This window comes from Planococcus maritimus, assembly GCF_001687625.2.
In the GTDB taxonomy this organism is placed as follows: Bacteria; Bacillota; Bacilli; order Bacillales_A; family Planococcaceae; genus Planococcus; species Planococcus maritimus.
This window is the reverse complement of sequence record NZ_CP016538.2, coordinates 860,412-877,721: the sequence shown is the minus strand read 5'-3', so window position 1 is coordinate 877,721 and position 17,310 is coordinate 860,412. Positions and strand designations below refer to the sequence as shown.

Sequence of the window (17,310 nt, the reverse complement as noted above, 5' to 3'; positions counted from 1 at the left end):
TTTTGAATTATTCTGATAAATTTAAGCAATTAGGCATAAGAAACGATGCAAACTTACATGGAATAGAAAAAGTTGCCAGGAATGCTTCTTCCTGACAACTTCTGTACATTAGTTCAATTGCCTGCATTTAAATCGATTAAACTTTTTACTGGCGTCCCATTGAGCGCTTGTGTCGCTAAGCGATCAGCCTCTGAGTTTTCTTTTCTCGGAACGAATTCATATTCAGGACGAATGCCGGTTTTCTCCAATCGCTGGTCGATGCGGTCAGCCCATCTTGCCAAGCTCTGTTCCGGCACTGCCCATTCGCCGCTCATCTGGTTGACCAGCGTTCTCGAATCCCCAATAAAACGGACAGGCAGATGATGGGCGCCCAGCAATTCAATCTCCTGGGCCGCCATCGACAGCGCCGCATATTCCGCTTCGTTATTCGACTCGATCTCGTCGATAATGGCATTTTTCCTCAAGCGATACTCCTTGCCATTTTGCTTAAAGTAAATAGCGCAGCCAAGACCCGCCCGTTTCGACTGAAGATCAAAGCCGCCATCGAAATACGCGACAATGTCATGCGGTTCTGTTTCCACTTCTTTGACGTAGTTCTTCAGCTCTTTCAAACTCCAATTGCTGTTGTGACGGTCTGCAAACTGAAGGCGCTTCGTGCGGCCTGTGCGCTCGAGATCTTGCGCCACCACCAATGCTTCGTTTGCTTCAAGCTCTTCAGAAAGAAATTCAACCACTTTGTTCTTCGGTGATTTATACGTCCAATCAATCCGTACTTTCATTCAGTCACCGCCTTTATCCTTCAGTAAAGCTAAACTTATAGCCCTTTGTCTTCAAAGCGTTTGAGATCGTCTTTATGTCCCATCGCAATTAAAATGTCACCTGCAGCCACTTGGTCTTCAAGTAAAGGAGCGATATTGACATCCTCGCCGTGTTTGATCGCCAAAATCATGCAGCCATAATCTTTGCGGATATTCAATTCGCCCAAGGTTTTGCCAATCACTTTTTTAGATGCAGCCAGTTCGATGATGCTGTAGTTATCGGACAGATTGATATAATCGACCACTTTTTCAGAATCGATGTGATGCGCTGTCCGAACACCCATCTCGTATTCCGGCTGGATAACGCGGTCTGCCCCGATGCGTTCTAAAATCTTTTGATGCTGCTGATCACGTGCTTTGACCCAAACTTTCGGGACGCCGAGTTCTTTCAGCATGAGCGTACACAAAACGCTTGCTTGCAAATCATCGCCGATTGCGACGATGGCATACTCGAAGTTACGAACGCCAAGTGATTTTAAGCTGCCTTCGTCTGTGGCATCGGCTGTTGCCGTATGACTCGCATAATCGGACATCGAGCTGACCGTTTCCGGATTCGAATCAATCGCCATAATATCGTGTCCCATCCCGTAAAGTTCTTTGCAGACACTGCTTCCAAAGCGACCGAGCCCGATTACCACTATTTGTTTTTTCATGCCTGTCCCTACTTTCCATTGCATAATTCGAACGATTCCCCGTTACCAAAATAGTACGCTACTCATGAGCGTTTTGTCGAAGATTTTACCCCATCTAACAGAAAGCGTCGACAAGCTTTCTTCTATAATGCATAAAGACATACTGCTGCTCGCCAAACAAGCAAATGGCACAGCCCTCCTCTTTATACTACAATGGATAATATCCTCAATATCCGATAAAGAAAGGTTGTTTACCCGATGAAACCATATGACTCCATTACTGACTTAATTGGCGATACGCCTGTTGTTAAATTAAACCGCATTGTTCCTGAAGGCGCAGCGGACGTTTACGTAAAACTGGAAATGTTCAATCCTACAAAAAGTGTTAAAGACCGGGCGGCTTACAACATGATCGAGCAAGCCGAAAAATCTGGAGCCTTGCAGCCCGGGTCGACAATCATCGAACCGACTAGCGGCAATACTGGCATCGGCCTGGCGATGGTCGCTGCAGCGAAAGGCTACCGATCCATTCTGGTACTACCGGACAACGCCACTCAAGAACGCATTAATTTACTTAAGGCGTTTGGTTCGGAAGTTGTTCTAACAGCGAGCGATGATAAAATGCCGGGTGCGATCCAAAAAGCCTTGGAGTTGCGTGAAACGATCCCTGGCAGCTACATCCCGCAACAGTTCGAGAATCCATCGAATCCTGATGCTCACCGCGGCACGACAGCCGTCGAGATTCTCGAGCAAATGGATGGAGAACTTGATGCATTCGTCGCTTCTGCCGGAACAGGCGGCACGATTACCGGAACCGGTGAAACCTTAAAAGCACATTTGCCAAACCTTCACATTACCGTCGTCGAACCAAAAGGCTCTCCTGTTTTGTCTGGCGGCAAGCCAGGAAAACACAAACTAGTCGGCACCAGCCCTGGATTTGTGCCGGATACTTTGAATACTGCTATCTACGATGAAATCATGGCGATCGAAGACGAAAATGCTATCGATATGTTTCGCCGCGCTGCCCGAGAAGAAGGCGTCTTTGTCGGCCCTTCTGCCGGCGCGACCATCTATGCCGCCATCGAAATCGCCAAACGGCTTGGATCCGGTAAAAAAGTTTTGTGCATTGCGCCAGATACCGGAGAACGCTATTTGAGCATGAACTTATTTGAATAAATGCCACACGAAAAAAAGCTCCTGCTTCTATAGCGGGAGCTTTTTCCAGAGTGTTGAAGAAGTCTATGGTTTGCTCTCAACTATGAAAAAATAGCGTCTTTTGCTTTCTTCAACAGTCAATGACCTCTCTAAGTATTTGGAGAAGTGTTCGCTCGACTCCTGTGGATCAGCGAGACGACCGAGACCCCGCAAGGCGCGTAGCGACTGAGGAGGCTTGGGCGCGAGCCCACGGAAAGCGAGCGATAAGCTTCGGAAAATACGACTTTATCACTTTCTCGACAACCTGAAAAAAGCTCCTGCTTCTCTAGCAGGAGCTTTTTTGTTTACCTATTACTGTTGTTGCTGCGCCTGGCTGTCTTTTGTCTTAAGATATTGCTTTTTCGCTTTTTCCCGGTTGCCGCACACTTCCATGGAACACCATTTCCGTTTGCCGCTAACGTCCACAAAAAAACTATAGCAAGGCGCGCTGTCGCATTTCTTCACTTTTTCAAACAGCCCTTCTTTGATTCCCCGCAACATCTCAAAAGACACAAGCGATAGAAGGCCAGCAGTCCCGCCTTTGCTTGGAATCGGCGTTAACTCCGAATCGAAATAAAGCGGTGCTTGCTTGATATACTGCGCCAGCGAGTCTAGCGGGTACTCCGGAATTTCTAATTGCGACAAATGCTCTCTCCATTGAATGCGAAACGCCTGCAATTGACTCGCATCGATCGGCTGCTCCATTAATTTACTGAGTTGCTGTGAATCAAGCAGGTTCAATTGCTGCATAAGTTTCAGCCATTCCTCGACTCCACCGCCATCCACCAGAAAATCCATTCTCTTGCTTCGTTGGCGTTTGGTCGTATTTAGCAGGTTCAAAAATAAATAATCGCTTAGGTAAGGATATTGTGTTTCAAACTTTCCATCCATTTTATACACTTCCTCGAAACTTAATCGTTGACGTATATCATAACATACTTTAAAGTTATTTTCTAACCGCATGAATAATCATGAATGGTTAGAAAAACAGATGAGGAGAGATTACATGTCTATCAAAGAAGTAACAGATGCCACATTCACTGAATTGACTGGCCAAGGAACTGTCATTGCAGAACTAGGAGCAGCTTGGTGCGGCCCTTGTAAAATGATCGCTCCTGCACTCGAAGAAATTGACCAGGATTCCGAAAATAAAATCAGCGTCGTCCAATTGGATGTCGACGAAAACCCAAAAACGGCCCAACACTTCGGCGTTATGAGCATCCCGACACTCCTGTTCTTTAAAGACGGCGAATTGCAAGAAACGACTGTAGGTTTCAAACCGAAAGAAGAAATCCTTTCTATCGCTGAAAAACTCGTGTAATTGAAAACTAGTATTCGATAAGCAACTCAATTACCGAAAGGGAGATGATGTGAATGACAACGCAAATGAGACAAGAATTCGATGAATACATCAAAAATTTTAAAGCTTCCAAACCAGAAGAAATCCAGCAGCAAATGGAGGATGCCATCACTGAACTCGAAGCTTCCGATGAAGGCAAAGGCTTGAAAAAAGGCGACAAAGCCCCGAACTTCACGTTGCCGGACGCTGCTGGAAACTCGATATCACTTGATGAGCAATTAAAGCAAGGCCCAGTCATCCTGACTTTCTACCGCGGCAATTGGTGTCCTTACTGCAATATGGAACTACGGGCTTACCAAGAGATTATCGGAGACATCCACGGCGCCGGAGCTGAACTATTGGCTATCAGCCCGCAGACTCCAGATCATTCCATGTCGGCCCAGGAAAAACATGACTTGGAATACAAAGTATTGAGCGATGTCGGCAACAAAGTAGCAGACGAATTCAATTTGGTCTATCGCTTGCCGGATTACCTGATCGATATTTACAAAGGCAATAAATTGGATGTCGACCAGTACAACGGCGATGCCGAATGGACTTTGCCGGTATCCGCTACGTATATCATTTCAAGCGATGGCACAATCGCTTACGAATACACAAAAGCAGATTATAAAGATCGTGTAGAACCGTCCGAAGTATTGGCCGAGTTGAAAAAACTAAAATAATTTCTAACCCCCATCTTTAACCGGATGGGGGTTTTGACTGTTTCAAGTATTTTTTCGTCCGCCCTCACCTCGAGCATATGGTGGTTCTCAACACACTGGCCTGGCGCACTTAAGTTGAGGGCACAGCGCTTTTTAAGGTCTTTTAGCTTGTGGCTAATTTTTATCGAAACAATGCTTCTCGATAAAAAAAGCGGAGGCTTGAATGCCTCCACTTTTTTATGAAAGAACGGTTTCTTCGTTGCGCCAAAACCAAATGACGACAGGTACGAGTAATAACGATAGGATGCCGCCCGAAAGAGACAACACCGCAAAACTGGTGCCCGCTACAACAAGGCCGGACATGCCACCGCCTGTCGCGCCGGCGAGTGCGATCAAAACATCGACCGTGCCTTGCGTTTTGGCGCGTGCTGCCGGCTTCGTCGAATCGACAATTAGCGCTGTCCCACTGATCAAACCGAAATTCCAGCCGAGACCAAGCAACGCGAGTGCGAGAATCAACACAAACAACGAATCTCCTGGAGCGAATGCAGCGACCAGCCCTGCTGCCAGCAGCGTCACGCCGGCCGCGACGACCATTGCGACACGGCCCACTTTATCGACTAGCACACCTGTCACGAGCGAAGGCAAATACATCGCGGCGACGTGAATGCCAATGACCATACCGATCGCACTGAGTGAATGGCCGTGATGGCCCATATGCACCGGTGTCATCGTCATAATGGCGACCATGACGATTTGCGTGATGACCATCACAGTTGCCCCGAGGAAGACGCCCCGGCTATTGATTGCAGGTCCTGTCGCTTCTGCTTCACCAGATGCCGCCTGGTCCCGTTTTTTTTGATCGCTGATGACACGCGATACTACTAGCGGGTCCGGACGCAATAGCGCGAACAACACAATGCCCGCCAGTAAATAGGCAGCACCAGCTAAAATAAACGGTCCAGCAAGCGCGGGCACTCCGATTGATTCGGCAAAACTTCCCATGACACCAACCAGGTTCGGACCGGCAAATGCGCCGAACGTGGTCGCCACCATTGCCACACTGATAGCCGTGCCGCGCTGCTTCGCGCTTGCCAAGTCGGTTCCGGCATAACGTGCTTGAAGGTTCGTCGCCGAGCCTGCGCCGTAAACTAGAAGGGCTGCGAACAATAAGAAAACATTGCCCCATATCGCGGCGAATACCACGCCAATCGAACCGGCACCACCTGCTAAAAAGCCGGCGGCCAGCCCTGTCCTGCGGCCGAAACGCTGCGACAAGCGCCCAACAACGAGCGCGGCCCCTGCCGATCCGAGTGTAAAGAGAAAGACCGGCAATCCTGCATAACTTTCAGTGCCAAGCATATCGCGCGCAAGCAACGCCCCGACCGTGATGCCAGCCGCTAAACCTGCTCCCCCAAAGATTTGCGACAGCATGACGATCCATAAAGTGCGTTTGTACAAGCCCTGTAATTTTTCTGGCGAGTCGCTATAATGTTCAAGCGAACGACTGCCTGTCTTCACATTTTCATCAGCCATCCTCTGGCCCCCATTCGAAAGTAAAACAACGGTTTCATTATAACGTGTTTCCGCTCGCTTGGGAGGATGGAGTTTCAGCTAGAAGTCTGGAGTGCTGCTGTAGGCAAAATAGATGGGGGCGGTTTTTCCTTGCAGGATGACGCTTGCATCCTGTTCTCTCTGTACAAAGGCCGGGAACTAAAAAATTTGGGTAAGATGTTTAAGGAGCCGCCACATGTGGTAACTACTTAACAGAAGCGTATAGTGAGCTTCCCCTTCACCCCCCAAAAATTTTTTGAAGGCCCGATGCAGGCGACTGCACCGGGCCATTTCTTTTGCTCATTGCAAAACAAATCCCCGCAGCTTTTTCGCTGCGGGGATTCTACTGTTTATATAATGCCTTGCCAACGCAAGATCACCTCAGCGATAAGAGCCGATCCGAGAAAAGTCCCAAGAAAGACCAATATCGCCACCAAGAAGCTTCGGAAGCCTAACTGGCGGAAATCTGCCCAGTTTGAACCGACTGAGATGCCGGCATAGGCAAGAATAGGTGTAGCAAGCGACAAAATGCCGATTTGGCTCGTCCACGCGACCACATATTCAGAACCTGGGACCCCGGGCAAGGAAATAAGGATAGCGAGTATCCCGATATAACCGACAGCTGGCATGCTAAAGGGCAAAGCCTTCTCCAACATCAAGCCAACGAGACTGACTGCCATCAAGACCAGCATTCCCGGAATCGCCTGCCACGGCAACACATCCATCCCAAACCAATTGCCAATCAAGGCGGCGATGCCAAAAATGGCCAACACCCACGTCCATTCAATTACGCTCTTAAGCATTTGGCCCGCCTCCTTTAGCTATTTTGCGTTCAGACCTTCTCATCATGATGCTGTATAATTTCTCCGTCAGCGGCAAACCGATAAAAATACTGAAATATAAACCGGTCGAAAGTGATAACAAATTACTCGCTCCTGCAAATGCGACAATCTGTTCTTCAAGCTCCGGATACGCTCCAATTAGTGAACCGCTCGCCGCCGCCATCATCGATCCGCTCCCAACACCAGATGCCATAGCGAACGATAGCGGGTGCAGCGGTGTCGCCGTCGCAAGCAAACCAGAGATCAAGCCCAGGAAAACAGCACCGAACACCGTCCCAAAAATATAAACCGCCATAACGCCGCGGCCTTCCGGTGATGAAAATCCGAACTTATTGACGATCAGCCCAACATTCGGCTCACGCGCAATCGAGTGGGTCATGCCGATGCTTTCACGGCGGAATCCAAGCAGCACTGCAAGCGGCAGCGCCAGGAAAATTGTCCCTAAGTTGCCGAGTTCCTGCAAGAGCAAGGCCGGTCCTGCTGCGATAATCGCTTCAATCTGCGGCCCGATCGTAACCCCGATTTTGGCAATCAGCAGCGTCACCCCTAAAATAATGAGCGGTTCTGCATTTTTTGCGTTTTTCTCAGAAATGAGCGGCGTGAAATACAAACCGAGTCCTAGAAAAAATGCGTACAGCATCGGTAATAATAGAATAACTCCTGGCCCTACAGAAATGCTGAACAGGCCGATTGCTTCGGTAATGGCGACTAAAATGAAGGCAATGGCATGCAAACGCCAATCCTTGATGACCGTTTTCAATTCTACTTTCTCCATCTCTTCTCCCCGCTTTCTTCGTAAATAACAGCAATTATGAAAATAAATCGCATTCCATAAACCCAGTCTACGCTATTTAACGTACGATTCAATACATTATTTGAAATTCGTTCGCTTTTTATCTAAGTGAAAGCATGTCATTTACAGAAGTGACAGATTTTTCATTTAAAAGAAAAACAGCACAAGCGGAGGCTTGTGCTGTTTCCAGAGTGTTGAAGAAGTCTACATTTCGCTCTCAACTATGAAAGAGAGAACCTTTTTCTATATCTAACATTCAATGATCTCTCCAAGTATTTGGAGAAGTGTTCGCTCGACTCCAGTGGGACTAGCGGGTTTGAGAGACCCCGCAGCGAGCGAAGCGAACGAGGAGGCTCGATTCCCGCCCCACGGAAAGCGAGCGATAAGCTTCGGAAAATACGACTTTATCACTTTCTCGACAGCCTGAAAACAGCACAAGCGGAGGCTTGTGCTGTTTCATTCCGTCGGATCGTATAAAGTGACGCTTTCAATATAATTGATGTATTTTCTTAGTTCCTTCGCTTGCTGCCTGGTGATTTCGGCGGCATCGTACATATCATAAATTTTGGCGCGGCCCATGTCCATAACATTGATGCGCAGCTCTTCTTTTTGCATCTCATAACGTTCGTCATACAAGGTTTCCGGCTTTCTCAAACGACTGATCATTTTTCGGTATTCGGTTAGAACTGACTCAACGATGTCTTTGCGGCTAGCTTTTTCGTGATGGGCTTCCAAGTTTTCAAGGGCGGCTTCGAGTGCCTTCAATTGCACTTCACGGCCGACTTGATATTCGACCAGCCGGATTTCCTCGTCCTGCCAGTTTTCCCCGCGGAATCTCCGCCACGCCCGGATCAGTTTGCCTTGCAGATACAAAAGCGTCGAGCGGGCGTTGTGGGCAATCGCTTCCTCGCGGCGATTTAAGGAATGTTCGAATGCTTCGTAGACCTCGCGCTCCATGCCATCTGTCTTCTTTACTTTTTCGATATAGCGGCGCTCTGCTTTTAACGCCTTCAGCCGAACTTCTTTCATACGGCGTTGGTATTTTTTATTGGCTTCTTTCGCTTCCTCGCCTTCCGGCTGCACTTGCTGGAAACGCAAGCGGTATTCATCCATCAATTCGTACGCCGCGGTTTCATTCGCCTCGGTCAATTCCGATTTGATGCGGGCGATCGATGCCAGCAATAGCCGGCGCCGCGCTTCTTCTAAATCGATGGTTTCGCCGTCCTCGCTTCCCGCCAGTTTGCCTTTACTGAGCAGCGGCAAACATACGGTCGCCAACAGCAAGGTCGAAAGGATCGTCCCGACTGCCAAAAACAGCAACAAGGAACGTTCTGGAAAGATATAGCCGCCTTCTATGATCATTGGCAAAGACAAAATACCGACCATAGTCACGGTTCCGCGTACACCCGTCAAGCTGACGAATAAAGTCAATTTGAGAGTTGGCTTAGCGGCATCTTCCATCTTGCCAAAGCGGTATTCGTAATGGGAAAACAAATACGCCCAAATAAAGCGAATGCCAAGCAACATGGCCGTGATCGCCAGCACATAAGACAGCAAGACACTTTCATCCACGCTCGGGTTTTCCAATGCGCCGCTCATCGCGCCTGGAATATTGAGCCCGAGCAAGAGGAAGATGATGCCGTTCAAGACAAACGTGATGATCGTCCAAATATTTTCCGTCAGCATTTGCTCTTCTGCGACTAGAGCTTCCGTGTCTTCTTGCACGAGCGAATGGACAATGCCACCGACGACTACTGCGATAACGCCAGACGCACCCAATAGTTCATCTGCGATGACAAAGATGATGAACGGCGTCATGATTTGCAAAAGCGAATGGAAGGTCACGTCATTGATGCCTTGCTTGCGGAATAACAAGCGAATTCCAACAAATAATAAAGCCAATAAGGCCCCGAGCAGCGCGCCCGCAAGAAATTTATAGGAAAAATTAAAAATCGCGGAGTACAGCGAAAAGGTACCCGTTACGACTGCGGCGACCGCATAATTAAATGCGACGAGCCCCGAAGCATCATTGATCAGTGATTCTCCCCGCACCAAACTTAATACGTTGCTTGGAATACGGACGCGCTGTGAGATGCCGTTTACTGCGACCGGGTCTGTCGGCGACAGGATGGCAGCAAGCGCGAAGGCAGCGGCCAGTGGAATGTCTTCAATGAGCCAGTGGATAAAATACCCACCGATCATTGTCGTCAGCAGCACCAGGATAACTGCATTGCCGAAGATCGGCCCGCGCATCCGCCATAATTCCTCACGCGGAAAATGCCGCCCATCGTTAAAGAGGAGCGGTGCGATAAACAATAGTAGAAACCATTCGGCTTCCAATTCAAAGGTGAAATCCTCGAAGACCAGCACGATGATCGTTCCGAGCGCTACTTGGATAAGCGCTGTCGGCACTTGTGGCACATAGTGGCTCACTACATTGGAAACGAGAAGCGCGATCAACAGGATCAATATAGTCAGCAATAATTCCATCGTTATTCCCCATTTACTTGTGATGATATATGTATACCCCGATTGTGATTTTAGTTATCCATTTCGTGGCGACTTTCTAATTAAAGCACACACTTTTCGGGTAAACTATGAGAAAGCAGATGCCATCCGGCCGAAGGGGGTCTATTACTTGTCAAGGCAATCTTATAAAAAAGAAAAAAACCAACTGACTTATACCCAGCAGCACCTCGCCAATGAACGAACTTATCTAGCCTGGATCCGTACCGCGATTTCTATCGTCGGCGTCGGGTTTCTCGCCACCAGCCTGCATTTTACAATGGGCGTCGTCCGCAATCCGTTCGTCGATTTGTTTACGATTATCCTGGGTATTTTTGCTTGTGTGTTTGGCCTGGTCATCATTTTCACAGCTACCCGAACCTATCGCGAAAAGCGCCAACAGATCATTCAGGAGACATTTTACTCCTCAAACTTGCGTATCAGCATGATTTCCACGATGCTGTCTATTATGATCATTATGGTTATCATCTATTTCTTTATTATTATGTAATTCATTTGCGGCGGTAACTTGCTTAACTCTCGTTAAAGTAGGCTATTGCTCACACCATAACACGAAAAAGCCTAGTGATTTCCTCATTGTTATAGTATTCTGAAGTCAACAATGCGAATGAATACAAGCTGTCTTGGCCATGATTCTGACTAAGCAGCCGAAAGGAATACACGAATGGCGATTTCTAAAAAATGGTGCATGACATGCTTGGCAGCAATTGGGATCTTATCCACTAGCGAATTGCCCGTTGCAGCTGAACCGGCCCCCACTGAATTTACAGAACGCTCTATACCGCTTGCCGTAACGCCGGAGCGATTGGCGAGAAAGAACCGTGTGAGTTTATCCGCCATTGGCGATGTACTCATTCACGAGCTTGTTTATGAAGACGCCAAAACCGGTGCTGCATACAATTTTGACTCGATGTTCGAACCCATCCAACCCTTTCTTGAAACGGCGGATGTTACCATCGCCAATTCCGAAAGCATCGTTGGCGGCAGTGACATCGGGGTTTCGACTTATCCGTCGTTTAATAGCCCATTCGAGCTCGGCGATGCCATGAAAGCGACTGGAATCGACGCTGTCTCCATGGCAAATAACCATACTTTGGACCGCGGCGTGAAGGCCATCGAAAACGCCGTTACTTATTGGGGGAACATTGGGGTGGTATCTTCCGGCGCTTATCTGTCTGCACAACAACGTGCGGACATTCCAGTGCTCGAACGCAACGGCATTACCTTATCTTTCTTGTCTTATACGTATGGAACAAACGGCATCCCGACGCCCGCCAGCCAGCCTTATTTGGTCAATCGCATCGACAGAGAGTTGATCCGAGAAGATTTGGCAGCTGCCCGGAAGAAATCCGACGTCACGGTGCTGAGCCTCCATTTTGGAAATGAATATGAACCGATGCCTACGCAAGAACAGCTGGATCTTGCCCGCTTTGCAGCTGACAATGGCGCAGACATTATTTTAGGGCATCATCCACATGTCTTGCAGCCCCCAGCTTGGATTGATACTGCCGATGGGCGACGCAGTTTTGTCTTTTACTCACTCGGCAATTTTCTGTCTGGACAAAAAGGCGTCGAACGGCGGATTGGCGGCATCGCTCACCTGGAAATCGAGAAACGTGTATCGGTGGATGGCTCAAGCATCTCCCTTACAAACCCAGCCTTCACCCCAACCTTCGTACAGCATCAAGGTTATGAAGACTATGAAGTTTTATTATTGAAAGACATCAGCGGTGAATGGAATGACAATACAAAAGCTCATCTGGCCACTTGGATACCAGAACTCGAATTCCGCGAGTAAAGGAGAGAATCGATGATGCAGGACTGGAAAACGGACGAACAAAAATTATACCTTCCCGCCACTAAAGCCCACACCGTCCACATTCCCAAACAATTCTATTTTGTCATCGACGGGCGTGGCAGCATTGGGTCCGATGATTTCCACGAACGCCTTCGTTTGTTGAAGGCTTTATCAGAAGCCGTGAGAAACAGTCCAGATACGGGTTATCGCCCGCCGGGATTTGCCGAATACGCTCTATATCCAGTGGAAGCCTTGCATCACTTCGAAGGACCGTCCTCAACTTTCTCACTGATGATCAGGCAACCCGAATTTATTGATAACGAGACGATCAATCGCGCCTTTAGACAGATTCACCAAGAGCGGCAGTTCCCCTTGCTTCCAGAAGTGGCATTCGAGGAGTTCACCGATGGCTTATCGGTTCAATTGCGCAGTTCCACGACACGCGAAACGATCGGGGAAGCTTTTGGCAAGATCGATCATTTTCTTTTGACGAATGCCCTGAAACGCCGCAGTCTCCAGTATCGTGAACTCTATCCTCATGCGGACAATGCAATGTTCGAAGAAGTGGTGTATCGTGTCTTTGTAGAAGAAGCGGAATAGTTTCCGTCTGTTTAAAGACAAGCCCCAGCCATAGGAAAAGCCGCCCCATAAAAGTGGTTCCACACTTTTATGGGGCGGCTTATTTCATTACATTTGATGTTTCTTATAGTTTTCATCTCGCCGGAAGTTCCCGACGACTTCCATCGTCTCTGTGATGCTGACAAAGGCATTCGGATCAATTTCCCGGATCAGCGGTCGAACAAATGCCAGCTCGTACCGCGTGATGACGCTATGCAGCACTTTGACTTTGGCACCCGTATATGCGCCTTCCCCGTCCGTCACTGTGATGCCACGGTACAGGTTCGTCAGAAGTTTCTTCTTCACTTCATCGCCTTTGGCCGTTACGACCATCAAGCTAAGCTTGATATGGCGCGTATGGATGCGGTCAACGACGATTCCGGTAATGTAGATGGAAGCCATTGTATACATCGCGAGCTCCCAATTGAAAATAAAGCCTGAAATGAAGACCACGCCGCTGTTCAAGGTAAACACCATGAAGCCGAGCGGAATATCGCGTTTCATCGTCAATAATAGACCGACCACATCAAAGCCGCCCGTCGAACCGTAAAAGCGGATGATGATCCCGACCGCTGCGCCTGAAATGACGCCGCCAAATACGGATGATAATAAAGCATCTTCCGTTACTTGAACAATCGGGATGTACAGCATGGCGATCGATGTAACAGCTACCGAGAAGATGCTGTTGGCGATGAAGGTTTTCCCAAGCTTCATCCAACCGACAACGAGAATCGGCAAGTTCAGCAAAATCAACCAAATCCCCGAGTTGATTGGCGTCATCAAACCGAAGATCATGGCGACCCCAGTAACGCCCCTGATAGAATTTCATGTGGCAAGAGAAACATATTAAAAGCGATCGCCATAACAATGGAGGCAATGAAAATTGCCCCGAGGCGTAAGAATTTGTCCATTTTTTATTCTCCGTTCGTCTATACATAATGAAGCGATGCCCACATTCCGTTGAAGGCGATGAGGCAAGGCAGCGATTCACATTATAGGGGGTGGGCTTATAGAAAAGCAAGCACTTCTGGTTGGATTTTCACTTTCTTATTATTCACGCAATATTCCTCATTTAAGCGGTGTTTCGAAAGCTTCAATTGAATGCTGGGATAATTAAGATTAAAATAGAAGAAGACTGTGGACGGCAAGGAGAGATATTATGGATCCGTTAGACATCATCGACAATATGGACAACATCATGCCAGTGTTTCAGCCGATCGTCAGCGCCGTCAAGCATGACGTCATCGGTTATGAACTGCTCGGCCGCTTCGTAGAACAGAACGGAACCAAGTCACTCGGCAATTTCTTCAACGACCCGGATGTTCCGGACGAGTTCAAAACAGACGTTGACCAAAAGCTGCTGGAAATGGCGCTGGATCAAATGCTGTTGGAAAACAACGACTGCTTATTGTTTATCAACCGCAACGCCCGCCAGCTGATGGCAGGCGATGGCGAAGATTTCCTCAAGACCTTGCTCAAGTACCAGAAACGCGGATTCCCGCTCCAACGCATTGTCCTTGAAATTACCGAACACGATTTCAATGACGATTTCGATACACTCAATCATCTGCTATTGTATTTCAAGACATACGGCATCCAAATAGCTGTCGATCACGTCGGAGCAAAAAGTTCGAACATCGACCGCATCCGCCAGTTGCGGCCGCATATCCTGAAGATCGATATGAGCATTAGCCGCCACCATCAACCTGACGCTTTTCAGGACATCATCCATTCATTATCGATGCTTGCCCACCGCATTGGTGCACGTTTGCTGTACGAATACATAGAAGACAACCATCAATTGTATTTTGCCTGGAAACACGGCGGCCATTATTACCAAGGTTATTATTTGGCGCATCCAAACCCTGCCTTGCTGACGACGGATTCTTTATCCATCCACGTAGGCGAAAAAGTAAAAGAATTTGTCCACCGCGAAAAAACGATGGTCAGCGAACGATTGGCCTATACCGCTCGTTCCGAAGAAAAACTCAAACGCTTGATGGGCAAATGGCAAACCCCTGATTTGGCCGACCAGTTCATTCAGGAAGTGCAACCCTTTTTTGAAGCGGAAAGTTTCCGCATCTATATCTGCAACAGCAACGGAGAACAAATCTCTTCCAACTTTCGGAAGACCGCTGGCTTTTGGCATGGCGAACCTCAACACAGCGGTTCACATTGGGCTTTCCGCCCGTATTTTTTAGAAAACATGATGCTTATGAAAGCGAGTCACAAGGGCCGATTATCGGACATCTACGCCGATATCGAGACTGGGGAGATGATTCGCACCTTCAGCTATCCGCTATCGGACGAATGCTTCCTATTTATTGATCTAAGTTACGACTTCCTCTCCGAAAACGACTATTTACTGTTTCAATAACCATCCAGACAAAACCCGAATCAGCGTTTGCTGACTCGGGTTTTGTTATTTTGCTTCCTGTTCCAATTTATCGATATAATACTGAAGCTTTTCTTTTTGCCCGCCGCTGATCTCAGGCAACTCCGGGTTAATGTCTTTCAGCATTTCCACCATCACACGGGCAATGATCAAACGGGAATACATTTCGTCATCCGCCGGCAATATGTACCACGGGGCGTGGTCTGTCGATGTATGCGTCAGCATGTCCCCAAAAATATCCTGGTATTCCTCCCAATGCTCTCGCTCTTCTACATCGCTGAAAGAAAACTCCCAGTTCATTTCGGGATTTTTCATGCGTTCAAGCAGACGCGTCGTTTGTTCTTCTTTCGATATATTAAAGAAAAATTTCACGAACGGGAAACCATTTTCGCACATATAACGTTCAAAATCGTTGATCTGTCTGTAGCGCCGATTCCATACTTCTCCGTCTATCAACTGGTCTGGCAGCGGCTCTTCTTCAAGCAGGTTATGAACGCGCGCCGCAATCACTTCCTCGTAATGAGAACGATTCAAAATGCCGATTTGTCCCCGCTCCGGCAAAGCTTTGTTCAAGCGCCACAAATAATCATGCTTCAATTCTTCTTCCGTCGGTTTTCCGAGTGTCGTCACTCTCAAGCCCTGGGCCGTCAAGTGTGAGAACAAATATGTGATGGCTTCGTCTTTTCCAGCCGCGTCCATTGCCTGAAGAACCACCACGATGCCTTTTTCTTCTTCAGCATGAAGCCGTGTGTGCCATTTTTTCAGTTCTTCGATTGTTTCTTTCAATTGTTCGTTGACTTGACCGAGTTCCACCCCGCTCTTTTCATGCGTTGGCCAGTCAGCCAAATCCACTTTCTTTCCCAGCTCCACTTTATAGCGCCGTGTATCCATGAAATTCCTCCTTGAAATCTAATTGCCTCTTTCTCCATACCCGTTTTCTCAAGTTGCAATGACAGGGCTTTTTCCTCAAACACTTTATACATATTGTCATATCGTGAGCTGCTGTTAGCAATTTTAAAACATTAAAAAGCTCCTTCGCAACCCGGTATGGATTACAAAAGAGCTTCAAGTCGTTATTCGTAGGCAATCGTTCCGTCTGCCTGTTGTTCATATCGAATGTTTTCCTGTTCCATTAAAGAAATCAAGATTTCGGCTTTATCGTCCGCTTGCACTTTTTGGCGATCCAGTATGTCATCCAATTGTTCATGAACTTCCTCTGCCTGGTTTTCTTGCAAAGTCTTTGTCATTTCGCGCGTCAACTCAATTTGAGCAAAATGGTAAGATTCCAATCGCGCAAGTCGCGGATCATCCGTGTCGAGTTCTTTGGCAAGTTGCTTCAATTTCTCTTCCATCTCATTGATGTGGAGGTCTGTCAGCGAATTGTGATCATACAAGCGAATGAGCGAATTGCTGACTTCTTTGAGCGTTTCCTCACTTTTTTCGCTTCGGTGAATGTATTGCTCGATTTCATCCTGTTCAGCATCGCCTGTTGAACGCTCATCACTCCACGGAGCCACATAGCTTGCGAAAGCATACACATTGCATAGCACAAACAACAGCAAAATACCGCCACCGGCTTTTAGCCAAAATTTGCGGCGTTGCGAATTTTTATTATTAGATCGAAAATTTGGCGGTTCAGCACCGGTTTCGGTACCTTTTTCCGCTGCGATTCGATTGGATTCATTATGCGGATTACCGTCTGAAAACTGATTGTAATTAGCCATGTTACCCTCCGGACATCTATTCGTAACATGATTGTAACAAATAACACGAAAAATAGCATCCGTTTTTTTATAAAACCCAAGAAATTAAGACAAAATTCGACAAAACTACTGCGTTTTCAAAAGGGAGGATTTACGCAGAATGACCGAATTGTCTTGACTCGAAAAGAGTATTCGTTCTTTTTTTCGGGTAAACAATTGGAAAACCTGATAAATTGAATCTACCTCGTGGCCCTTTTACAGTCATCCTGAAAGGAAAGAAAGGCGGGCAATTCATGCGCATTTCCTGTATGGGAAGTTTATTGATTTCCATCATCTTGTCAATCGTATTAACCATCTTGCTAAACCTACTATTTTTCTAGTTGCTCTCTTCCCGGTTTGTTGATCATTGCGAACGCTTTGTACTTGAAGAAAT

The 17,310-nt window shown here is 47.5% G+C and carries 16 protein-coding genes and 1 pseudogene; 7 read left to right on the top strand and 10 right to left on the bottom strand.

The features are described 5' to 3' along the window. Window positions 1-113 precede the first annotated feature (113 nt). Together BBI11_RS04395 and BBI11_RS04390 are read right to left on the bottom strand one after the other, a co-directional pair. Window positions 114-779, bottom strand: a complete 666-nt coding sequence (locus tag BBI11_RS04395) for a reverse transcriptase-like protein (protein WP_068461003.1) — start codon at window positions 777-779, stop codon at window positions 114-116. A 35-nt stretch (window positions 780-814) separates the two neighbouring features. After that, the gene (locus tag BBI11_RS04390; protein WP_068465597.1) at window positions 815-1,471 is read right to left on the bottom strand and encodes a potassium channel family protein; all 657 of its coding nucleotides are present in this window, start codon (window positions 1,469-1,471) and stop codon (window positions 815-817) included. 237 nt (window positions 1,472-1,708) lie between these two features. Between BBI11_RS04390 and cysK the strand changes: the two genes are divergently transcribed. Continuing rightward, window positions 1,709-2,626 (top strand): cysteine synthase A, encoded by a 918-nt coding sequence (gene cysK / locus BBI11_RS04385; RefSeq protein WP_068461002.1) that lies wholly within the window; start codon window positions 1,709-1,711, stop codon window positions 2,624-2,626. A 330-nt stretch (window positions 2,627-2,956) separates the two neighbouring features. Here cysK and BBI11_RS04380 read toward each other — a convergent pair whose 3' ends face one another. Beyond that, a complete protein-coding gene (locus BBI11_RS04380; protein ID WP_068461000.1) occupies window positions 2,957-3,535 on the bottom strand; it encodes a CGNR zinc finger domain-containing protein in 579 nt (192 codons plus the stop codon). Window positions 3,536-3,605: 70 nt separating this feature from the next. Between BBI11_RS04380 and trxA the strand changes: the two genes are divergently transcribed. Beyond that, a complete protein-coding gene (trxA, locus tag BBI11_RS04375; protein WP_083389012.1) occupies window positions 3,606-3,965 on the top strand; it encodes a thioredoxin in 360 nt (119 codons plus the stop codon). A gap of 53 nt (window positions 3,966-4,018) precedes the next feature. Continuing rightward, window positions 4,019-4,669 carry a peroxiredoxin-like family protein gene (locus tag BBI11_RS04370; protein ID WP_068460996.1) on the top strand — a complete coding sequence of 217 codons (651 nt, stop codon included), beginning with the start codon at window positions 4,019-4,021 and terminating at the stop codon, window positions 4,667-4,669. A gap of 216 nt (window positions 4,670-4,885) precedes the next feature. On the opposite strand, the gene BBI11_RS04365 is transcribed toward BBI11_RS04370, so the two are convergent. The 4 genes from BBI11_RS04365 to BBI11_RS04350 form a co-directional block, all read right to left on the bottom strand. Next, complete coding sequence (locus BBI11_RS04365) at window positions 4,886-6,184, bottom strand: MFS transporter (protein WP_068460994.1); 1,299 nt, start codon at window positions 6,182-6,184, stop codon at window positions 4,886-4,888. A 368-nt stretch (window positions 6,185-6,552) separates the two neighbouring features. After that, window positions 6,553-7,005: a hypothetical protein gene (locus BBI11_RS04360; protein WP_068460992.1), complete on the bottom strand. Its 453-nt coding sequence runs from the start codon at window positions 7,003-7,005 to the stop codon at window positions 6,553-6,555. Then, on the bottom strand, window positions 6,998-7,819 hold the full coding sequence (locus BBI11_RS04355; RefSeq protein ID WP_068460990.1) for a DUF3100 domain-containing protein: 822 nt from the start codon (window positions 7,817-7,819) through the stop codon (window positions 6,998-7,000). Before BBI11_RS04355 ends, BBI11_RS04360 begins: the two co-directional genes overlap by 8 nt. A 474-nt stretch (window positions 7,820-8,293) precedes the next feature. Next, on the bottom strand, window positions 8,294-10,327 hold the full coding sequence (locus BBI11_RS04350) for a Na+/H+ antiporter (RefSeq protein WP_068460988.1): 2,034 nt from the start codon (window positions 10,325-10,327) through the stop codon (window positions 8,294-8,296). A 148-nt stretch (window positions 10,328-10,475) separates the two neighbouring features. On the opposite strand from BBI11_RS04350, the gene BBI11_RS04345 reads away from it, so the two are divergent. The 3 genes from BBI11_RS04345 to BBI11_RS04335 all read left to right on the top strand — a co-directional run bounded on the left by BBI11_RS04345 (window position 10,476) and on the right by BBI11_RS04335 (window position 12,761). Beyond that, the gene (locus BBI11_RS04345; RefSeq protein WP_068460986.1) at window positions 10,476-10,853 is read left to right on the top strand and encodes a YidH family protein; all 378 of its coding nucleotides are present in this window, start codon (window positions 10,476-10,478) and stop codon (window positions 10,851-10,853) included. Window positions 10,854-11,027: 174 nt separating this feature from the next. After that, complete coding sequence (locus BBI11_RS04340) at window positions 11,028-12,161, top strand: CapA family protein (RefSeq protein ID WP_068460984.1); 1,134 nt, start codon at window positions 11,028-11,030, stop codon at window positions 12,159-12,161. A gap of 12 nt (window positions 12,162-12,173) precedes the next feature. Next, window positions 12,174-12,761 carry a hypothetical protein gene (locus BBI11_RS04335; RefSeq protein ID WP_068460982.1) on the top strand — a complete coding sequence of 196 codons (588 nt, stop codon included), beginning with the start codon at window positions 12,174-12,176 and terminating at the stop codon, window positions 12,759-12,761. Between the two features lie 87 nt (window positions 12,762-12,848). Here the strand turns inward: BBI11_RS04335 and BBI11_RS04330 are convergent. Continuing rightward, window positions 12,849-13,690 (bottom strand): annotated as a pseudogene (locus BBI11_RS04330) (YitT family protein). Between the two features lie 248 nt (window positions 13,691-13,938). On the opposite strand from BBI11_RS04330, the gene BBI11_RS04325 reads away from it, so the two are divergent. Further along, window positions 13,939-15,156: an EAL domain-containing protein gene (locus BBI11_RS04325; RefSeq protein WP_068460981.1), complete on the top strand. Its 1,218-nt coding sequence runs from the start codon at window positions 13,939-13,941 to the stop codon at window positions 15,154-15,156. Between the two features lie 45 nt (window positions 15,157-15,201). Here the strand turns inward: BBI11_RS04325 and BBI11_RS04320 are convergent, their stop codons facing one another. After that, complete coding sequence (locus BBI11_RS04320; protein ID WP_068460979.1) at window positions 15,202-16,065, bottom strand: PPK2 family polyphosphate kinase; 864 nt, start codon at window positions 16,063-16,065, stop codon at window positions 15,202-15,204. Window positions 16,066-16,247: 182 nt separating this feature from the next. Then, window positions 16,248-16,898: a hypothetical protein gene (locus BBI11_RS04315; protein WP_068460977.1), complete on the bottom strand. Its 651-nt coding sequence runs from the start codon at window positions 16,896-16,898 to the stop codon at window positions 16,248-16,250. Window positions 16,899-17,310 lie beyond the last annotated feature (412 nt).